This is a genomic window from Oryzihumus sp. (genome assembly GCF_036391795.1).
Taxonomy (GTDB): domain Bacteria; phylum Actinomycetota; class Actinomycetes; order Actinomycetales; family Dermatophilaceae; genus Oryzihumus.
This window is the reverse complement of record NZ_DASVZH010000125.1, coordinates 1-7,893: the sequence shown is the minus strand read 5'-3', so window position 1 is coordinate 7,893 and position 7,893 is coordinate 1. Positions and strand designations below refer to the sequence as shown.

Genomic DNA, 7,893 nt, shown 5'->3' with positions numbered 1-7,893 from the left:
GGGACGTTCCTCGGGGTTGGGATGCCTTCGAACCCGCGGGAACGTCCCTCTCGGCGCGTGGGGAGGAGGATCAGCGGCGCTGCAGGGCCTTGAGGCACTCCAGCGCCGTCTCCGCGTGGGTGGTGAAGTTGGTCTCGCTGCTGACCACCTCGCGGATCGTCCGGTCGGTGTCGATGACGAACGTCGCGCGCTTGACGTAGGAGACCAGCTTCCGCTTGACGCCGAAGCCGGCCGCGACCGTGCCGTCGGGGTCGGACAGCAGCGGGTAGTCGAAGCCGTGGGTGTCAGCGAACTCCTTCTGTGAGGACACCTCGTCGCGGCTGATGCCGACGCGCTGGCCACCGGCGGCGGCGAACTCCGCTGCCAGGTCACGGAAGTGGCAGCCCTCCCGGGTGCAGCCCCCGGTCATGGCGGCGGGGTAGAAGAACAGCACCACGGGCCCGTCGAGCAGCAGGGTGCTCAGCCGGGTGGGGGTGCCGTCCTGGTCGGGCAGCTCGAAGTCGGGGGCCAGGTCACCCGCCGTCAGGGTCTTCATGCTCGGGCCTTCCTCTCATACAGGTGCACGGGCCAGGTGGCGCCGTCGTTCAGACGGCGCCCTTCTTCGGCGGGAGCGGGACGAAACCGCTGGTCCGCCTGACGTAGTCCACGTAGCCGGGACGGCGCGAGGACATGTCCTTCTCCAGCAGCGGCTTGCCGGTGCCCTTGGCCAGCAGCCACGTCATCGCCACCGGCGAGAGCACGGTGAGGATGCCGGGCCAGGCGCTGAAGGCGATGAGGGACAGACCCCACCACACGCACGCGTCGCCGAAGTAGTTGGGGTGACGGGTGTAGCGCCACAGGCCGGTGTCGAGGACCTGGCCCGCGCTGGCCGGGTCGTTCCGGAAGCGGGTCAGCTGCCAGTCGCCGACGGTCTCGAAGAAGAAGCCGACCAGCCAGACGGCGACCCCGACCCACGCCAGCACGCCGAGCCCGGCCGGCTCGAAGCAGGCCACCTGCACCGGCAACGACACGAACCACATGACCGCGCCCTGGGTCAGGTAGACCTTGCGCACGGCATACCAGGTGGGGTTGCCCGGCGCGGCGGCGAGCAGCTCGGCATACCGGGGGTCCTCACCGTGGCCGCGGGAGCGGCGCCCGATGTGGATGGCGAGGCGCGCGCCCCACACGACGGTCAGGAGCGTGACCAGCAGGCGACGCGCCGCGTCGCCCTCCCCCGCGGACAGCGCGTATGCCGTGAGGGCCACCGCCGCGAAGCCCAGCCCCCACGCCACGTCGACCACGGCGTGCCTGCCCACGCGCAGGGCGACCAGCAGCGTCACGCCGAGGACGACCACGACGGCGAGGACGGTGAACGGCAGCGCCGCGGCGAAGGCGCCCCAGGGGAAGGCCATCACCAGGCCCGCACCGGCGGCATCCCGCTGACGCCGTCGGCACCCGGCTTGACCGCGAGGATCTGGTCCACGCCCATGCGGTTCTCCTCGAAGGACAGCGCACTCCCGACCATGTAGAGGCGCCAGACGCGGGCGACCTCCTCGCCGACCAGGGCGACGACGTCGTCCCAGCGCTGCTCGAGGGTGGCGTACCAGGCGTGGATGGTGCGCACGTAGTGCTCGCGCATCGCGTGCACGTCGCGCACCTCGAGACCGGCCTGCTCGATGAGGTCGACGGTCTCGCCGACCGGGCGCATCCACATGTCGGGGGCGATGAACGCCTCGATGAACGGCCCGCCGCCGGGGTGGTGGCCCTTGCGGGACATCTGCTGGACCAGCACGCGGCCGCCGGGCTTGAGCCGGCTGTGGATGAGACCGGTGAAGACGGGGTAGTTCTCCTTGCCGACGTGCTCACCCATCTCGATCGAGGTGACCGCGTCGAAGCCGGTCTCGGGCACCTCGCGGTAGTCCTGCAGCCGGACCTCGACCCGGTCGCCGAGGCCCCGCTCGTCGACCCGCGCCTGGACGAACGCGCGCTGCTCGGCCGAGAGGGTGACCGCCAGGACGTGCGCGCCGAAGTGATCGGCGGCATACAGGGTCAGGGAACCCCAGCCGCAGCCGATGTCGAGCATCCGCATGCCCTCACGCAGGCCGAGCTTGCGGCAGACGAGGTCGAGCTTGTCCCGCTGGGCGTCCTGCACCGTGTAGGACGGGTCGTCGCTGGTCCAGTAGCCACAGGAGTAGGCCATGTGCGGGTCGAGGACCATCGCGTAGAAGTCGTTGGACAGGTCGTAGTGGTGCGCGATGACCTGCCGGTCGCGGCCGAGGCTGTGCAGCCGGCCCCGCAGCCGGGCCTGGGACGCCGGCGGCACCGGCGGCCGGCCGAGGGCACCGAGCTCGCGGGCGGTGCGGAGGGCCTGGAGCAGCCGCGCGGGCGTCGGTCGCGGCGAGACGCTGCGCTGCCGAGCGGTGCGCCACACCCGGCGGAACCCGTCGAGGACGTCGCCCTCGACGTCGATCTCGCCGGTGACGTAGGCCTGGGCCAGGCCGAGCTCGCCGGGGTGGAACAGCAGGCGCCGCAACGCATCCGGCGAGGAGATGGTGACGACCGGAGCGCCGTCGGGGCCGTACTCGCCCCCGTCGGGGGTGCGCAGCCGCAGCGGCAGCTCGCCGCCGAACATCGGCTCGACGAGCTCACCGAGCGTGCGGGCGATCGACGAGCCGGAGCCGACCTGCGGCCCGGGACGGGTCTGCGTCGTGGTCACGGGCGGTTCCTCCTGCGGTGTCCGCGTCGGCGGGAGGTCCCCGGCCGACCTGTCGCCATCCTGCCCGAGCGTGCCCGGACGGGCACGCGGCAGGAAACGCCGGCGACGCACCGGTGGTTCGGAGCGGTGCCGCAGCCGGATTGGCCGGTATGCCGTGTCGACACCCCCCGGGCCGGGCACGGACCCCTCGCACGCCGGTGGCCTCTGTCGGTGGCAGGTGCCAGCATCGGAGGCACAGCAGTTCATCGACGACGACGGGGTGTGCCATGCCGGGGAGCGTCCGACCCATCACCGACGAGCGCGACGGCCTGCTGGCCTACCTCGCGCAGATGCGTTACGTGCTGCGCCTGACGGCGCACGGGCTGAGCGACGAGCAGGCGCGCGCGACGCCGACCGCGAGCAGCCTCAGTGTCGGCGGCCTGGTCAAGCACGCGGCTACGACCGAGCGAGGCTGGATCCAGCGGGTGCGCGACGTGCCGCAGACCTACGGCCGTGAGGACTACCTGGCCAACTTCCACCTGGCCGAGGGTGAGACGCTGCAGGACGTCCTCGACCTCTACGAGGAGGTGGCCGCCGAGACCGAGACGGCGATCGCCGAGGTGGAGGACCTCGGGCGGCCGGTGCCGGTGCCGCGTGACGCACCCTGGTTCCCCCAGGACGTCGAGGCGTGGTCGGTGCGCTGGGTGCTGCTCCACCTGATCCAGGAGACCGCACGTCACGCCGGCCACGCCGACATCGTCCGCGAGTCGATCGACGGGGCCACCGCCTTCCCGCTCATGGCTGCCGCCGAGGGCTGGCCCGAGACCCCGTGGATGAAGCCGTGGACCCCGCCGGTGGAGGCGGGACGGTGAGGCGCACCCTCGTGGCCACGTCGCTGGGCACCCTGGTTACGGCGGTCGTCGGCGCGCTGGGCACGGACCCCGACTCCTCGTGGTACCGCTCCCAGGCCAAGCCACCGTGGCAGCCACCACCGGTGGCGTTCCCGCTGGTGTGGACGCCGTTGTACGCCGCGATCGCATGGGGCACCGCCAGGCTCCTGGATGCCGAGCCGGACCCGGCGCGGCGGCGTCGCCTCGGGGCACTGGTCGCCGCCGACCTGGTGGCCAACGCCGGCTGGTGCTGGGCGTTCTTCAAGGGCCGGTCACCGCGCAACGGCCTGGCGGTCATCGCCGTCCTCGACGGGCTCAACCTCGCCCTGGTCGACCAGGCCCGCCGCCGCGACGGCCGCGCGGCGGCTGCCCTCGCGCCGTACGCCGCGTGGGGGCTGTTCGCCAGCGCCCTGAACGCCGACATCTGGCGACGCAACCGCTGAACAGGCGGCGCACCCTGGCGCCGGCCCGGCCGGGGACCTTGGTCTGCGGCTGCCAGGTGCTCCCGGCGAGACGCTGAGGGCATGGAGACGCGCACATCCGACCCACGCGAGCAGCCACCCGCCGCCACCCCTGCCACGCCTTCGGAGCGGGGCGGCTCGCCGTCCCTCCACCCCGGGGACATCGACCGGCTGCTGGAGCACTGGCTGGCTGACGGCGTCGTCACGGCCGAGCAGGCAGCCCGGATGCGCGCCGACCTGCCCGGGCCTGCCCCGGCGCCCCCGGCACCCGCTCCGGCCCAGCTGGCCCTACCACCCGCACCGCACGCCTCCCTGGTGACAGAGGCGCTGGGCTACCTCGGCGGCGTCATCATCCTCGTGGCCAGCATCCTGGTCGCCGCCCGGTTCTGGAACGACCTCGGCACGCCTGCGCGGCTGGCCATCGTCGGCGCTGCGGCAGCCCTGCTCCTGCTCGGTGGTGCGCTGGTGCCACAACGGCTCGGCGAGCCCGGGCAGAGGTTGCGGGCAGTCCTCTGGCTGGCCGCCACCGGTGCCGTCGCGGGCTTCCTCGGACTGCTGGGCTCCGAGTCGCTGAACCTGGGCGACAGTGACCTCGCGCTGTTCATCACCGGCCCGACCGCCGTGGTGGCCGGGGTGCTGTGGTGGGCGCACCACCATCCCCTCCAGCACGCCGCGACGCTGGTCGCCGTGCTGGGCACCGTCGCCGCGTCGGCGTCCTACCTGTCCACCAGCGAGGCCGGGGCCATGGGGCTGGCCATGTGGGGTGCCGGCGTGGTGTGGGCGCTCCTGGCCTGGGGCGGGGTCCTGGCGTGGGCCGGCCGGCCCTCGAGCGCGAACCTCGGCGTGGTGCTCGGCTCGGCCGGCGCGATCGTCGGCGCCACGGCGACCATGCCGACGCGGTGGGGCACCATCCTGGCGCTGGCCACGGTGGCAGCCGTGGTCGTCGTCGCCGTCGTCGCGCGGAGCCTGGTCCTGCTCGTCGTCGGCAGCGTCGCCGCCCTGCAGGTCCTGCCGGCCGCCATGGTGGAGTGGTTCGGTGGCACGCTCGGCGCCTCGCTGGGGCTGCTGCTCGTGGGTGTCCTCCTCGTGGCCGCCGCGCTCGTCACGGCCCGGCGTCGTCGGCAGCACCCGCCCGGTGCGCCGGCCGCCGTCCGGGGGCCACGGCTGCCCTGGCCCGACAGCACGGTCGCGATGGTTGCTGCTGCCGTGGTGGCGGTGAGCACCAGCGCCGCAGTCCTGACGCTCGGCTGACGTGGGGGGGCCTCGGGCTGAGGCTTTGGCGTCGGCCTGGCCTCGGACCGACCCGACGCACGCGGCCGCCTTCCTGCTGGTCTTGGTCAAGCCGCCCTCGCCGACGCAGGACGCGCCGTAGAGTTGCCCCTCGACACCTCATGGGCAACAGGAGTCACAGGAGGTGTTCGCACCGAGGGGAGCGCTCCATGGATGCGGCACTGGACACGGTGGTGGCGGCCCTGCTCAACCGGGGCCTTCCGGAGTCCGCACTCGAGCGCGCGTCCCTCAGCGCCGAGCTCAGCCAGCAGCCGGTCACCACGGTCCTGGTCCAGGACAACCACATCACCGAGTTCGAGCTGGCCTCGGCGGTCGCCGACGCCTACGGCATCGAGGCGGTCGAGCTCGGGAGCTACCCCGTCGACCCGGCGGCGATGAGCCAGCTGCCGCTCGGCCTGGCCCGGCGGCACCAGATGCTGCCCATCACCGTGACGGACACCGCCGTCACGGTCGCCGTCCTCGACCCCGGCGACGTCATCGGCCTGGACGACGTGCGGGCGGCCACCGGCCTCATCGTGCGCCCGGTCGTGGTCACCCGCGACGAGCTGACCCGGCTCCTGGACCGCTACCAGCGCCAGAGCAACGACCTCACCGAGGCCGCCGCGCAGGTCGCCGCCGAGGAGGGCCCGGCCACCGAGCTGGTCATCACCGGCGAGGAGGACGCGCCGGTGGTGCGCTACGTCAGCTCGCTGCTGCAGCGCTCCATCTCCAGCCGGGCCTCCGACATCCACCTCGAGCCGACCGAGCACGACCTGCGGGTGCGCCTGCGCATCGACGGCGTGCTGCACGAGATCGACACCGTGCCGCGTGCCCTGCAGGCGGCGATGACCTCGCGGCTGAAGATCATGTCCGGCCTGGACATCACCGAGCGCCGGGTGCCGCAGAACGGGCGCATCACCGTCGACCTCGACGGCCGCACCGTCGACCTGCGCTCGGCCACCCTGCCGACCGTCTGGGGCGAGAAGATCGTCCTGCGCGTCCTCGACACCGGTGGCGTCGACCTCGACCTGAAGAAGCTCGGCTTCACCACCGCCAACTACGAGCGCTTCTCGGCCAGCTTCCGCAAGCCGCACGGCATGGTGCTGGTGACCGGCCCCACCGGCTCGGGCAAGTCCACCACGCTCTACGCCACGCTGACCGAGATCGCCCGGCCCGAGGTCAACGTCATCACCGTCGAGGACCCGGTGGAGTACCGCATCCACGGCATCAACCAGGTGCAGGTCAACGTCAAGGCCGGGCTGACCTTCGCCGCGGTGCTGCCGGCGATCCTGCGTTCCGACCCCGACATCGTCCTCATCGGTGAGATCCGTGACCGCACCACGGCACAGCTCGCCGTCGAGGCCGCCCTGACCGGCCACCTCGTGCTGTCCACGCTGCACACCAACGACGCGCCGAGCGCCATGACCCGTCTGGTCGAGATGGGCATCGAGCCCTTCCTCGTGGGCTCCTCGCTGGACGCCGTCCTGGCCCAGCGCCTGGCCCGCCGGCTCTGCGAGTGGTGCAAGGAGGCCTACCGGCCCACCGACGAGGAGCTGGCCGGCGCGCGTTGGCCGTTCGAGCCGCTCGGCCGGCCGGAGGAGCTGTGGCGCGCGGTCGGCTGCCGCTCCTGCGCCAAGACCGGCTACCGGGGACGCCTCTCGCTCAACGAGGTCATGCCGGTCAGTGAGGAGATCGAGCGGCTCACGGTCGCCAACGCCCCCGCCACCGAGCTCGCCCGTGTCGCCCTCGAGGAGGGCATGGTCACGCTGCGCGACGACGGCCTGCTCAAGGCCGCCATGGGCCTGACCACCCTCGAAGAGGTCCTGCGCGTCACCGTCTGACCTGCCGCGGACTCGGTCTGATGTTGGTCAATCTGCCTCCGCCGAATGACGCTGGCCCCTAGCCTCGATGTGTGCTGGGTGGTTCGACACCACGCGCGCCCGCAGCGCTCCCCCGCGCCCGGTTCCCTTGTCCTGACGACGCATTCACCGCGTCCGGCGCGAAGGAGTGCCATGAGCCTCACGTCCTACGAGCCACTGGCGGGTGACGGCCTTCCCGGCGGCGGGCTTGCCCACGACGGGCTCCCGGGTGCAGGTGGTCACCTCGACGACCTCCTGCGCGAGATGGTCGCGCTGGGTGGGTCCGACCTGCACCTCACCGCCGGTATCGCGCCCTCGGTCCGCGTGCACGGGTCCCTGTCGCCCCTGCCCGGCCTGGCAGACATCACCGGCGACGAGTGCGAGCGGCTGGTCCGCGGGATCCTGCCCGACCCCCTGTGGCAACGCTTCCTGCGGGACAACGAGCTCGACACCGCCTACGAGATCGCCGAGGTGAGCCGGTTCCGTGTCAACGTGTTCCGCCAGCGCGGCCAGGTGGGCGCGGTGCTGCGTGCCATCCCGCACACGATCCGCTCGCTCTATGATCTCGGGCTGCCACCGGCGGTGGCGGACCTGGCCATGCTTCCCCGCGGGCTGGTGCTGGTCACCGGCCCGACCGGCTCGGGCAAGTCCACCACCCTGGCCAGCCTGCTCGACATCGCCAACGCCCAGCGGCCCGGCCACATCGTCACCATCGAGGACCCGATCGAGTACGTCCACAC

General features: G+C 72.7%; 8 protein-coding genes. 5 read left to right on the top strand and 3 right to left on the bottom strand.

All coding sequences use genetic code 11. The features are described from left to right. Positions 1-70: 70 nt before the first annotated feature. The 3 genes from VF825_RS07305 to VF825_RS07295 are packed head-to-tail and all read right to left on the bottom strand — an operon-like array spanning position 71 to position 2,695. Positions 71-535, bottom strand: a complete 465-nt coding sequence (locus tag VF825_RS07305) for a peroxiredoxin (protein ID WP_331111696.1) — start codon at positions 533-535, stop codon at positions 71-73. A 49-nt stretch (positions 536-584) separates the two neighbouring features. Next, positions 585-1,391, bottom strand: a complete 807-nt coding sequence (locus tag VF825_RS07300) for a DUF1295 domain-containing protein (protein ID WP_331111699.1) — start codon at positions 1,389-1,391, stop codon at positions 585-587. After that, positions 1,391-2,695 carry a cyclopropane-fatty-acyl-phospholipid synthase family protein gene (locus VF825_RS07295; protein WP_331111695.1) on the bottom strand — a complete coding sequence of 435 codons (1,305 nt, stop codon included), beginning with the start codon at positions 2,693-2,695 and terminating at the stop codon, positions 1,391-1,393. The genes VF825_RS07300 and VF825_RS07295 overlap by 1 nt, the downstream gene beginning before the upstream one ends. A gap of 266 nt (positions 2,696-2,961) precedes the next feature. Between VF825_RS07295 and VF825_RS07290 the strand changes: the two genes are divergently transcribed. The 5 genes from VF825_RS07290 to VF825_RS07270 form a co-directional block, all read left to right on the top strand. Then, positions 2,962-3,546, top strand: coding sequence for a DinB family protein (locus VF825_RS07290; protein ID WP_331111693.1), 585 nt, complete (start codon positions 2,962-2,964; stop codon positions 3,544-3,546). Beyond that, a complete protein-coding gene (locus VF825_RS07285; protein ID WP_331111691.1) occupies positions 3,543-4,007 on the top strand; it encodes a TspO/MBR family protein in 465 nt (154 codons plus the stop codon). The genes VF825_RS07290 and VF825_RS07285 overlap by 4 nt, the downstream gene beginning before the upstream one ends. A gap of 81 nt (positions 4,008-4,088) precedes the next feature. Beyond that, the gene (locus VF825_RS07280; protein ID WP_331111689.1) at positions 4,089-5,276 is read left to right on the top strand and encodes a DUF2157 domain-containing protein; all 1,188 of its coding nucleotides are present in this window, start codon (positions 4,089-4,091) and stop codon (positions 5,274-5,276) included. Positions 5,277-5,464: 188 nt separating this feature from the next. After that, positions 5,465-7,135, top strand: a complete 1,671-nt coding sequence (locus VF825_RS07275; protein ID WP_331111687.1) for a GspE/PulE family protein — start codon at positions 5,465-5,467, stop codon at positions 7,133-7,135. Between the two features lie 171 nt (positions 7,136-7,306). Next, positions 7,307-7,893, top strand: a 587-nt coding sequence (locus VF825_RS07270; protein ID WP_331111685.1) for a type IV pilus twitching motility protein PilT, incomplete at its 3' end; no start/stop codon positions are given.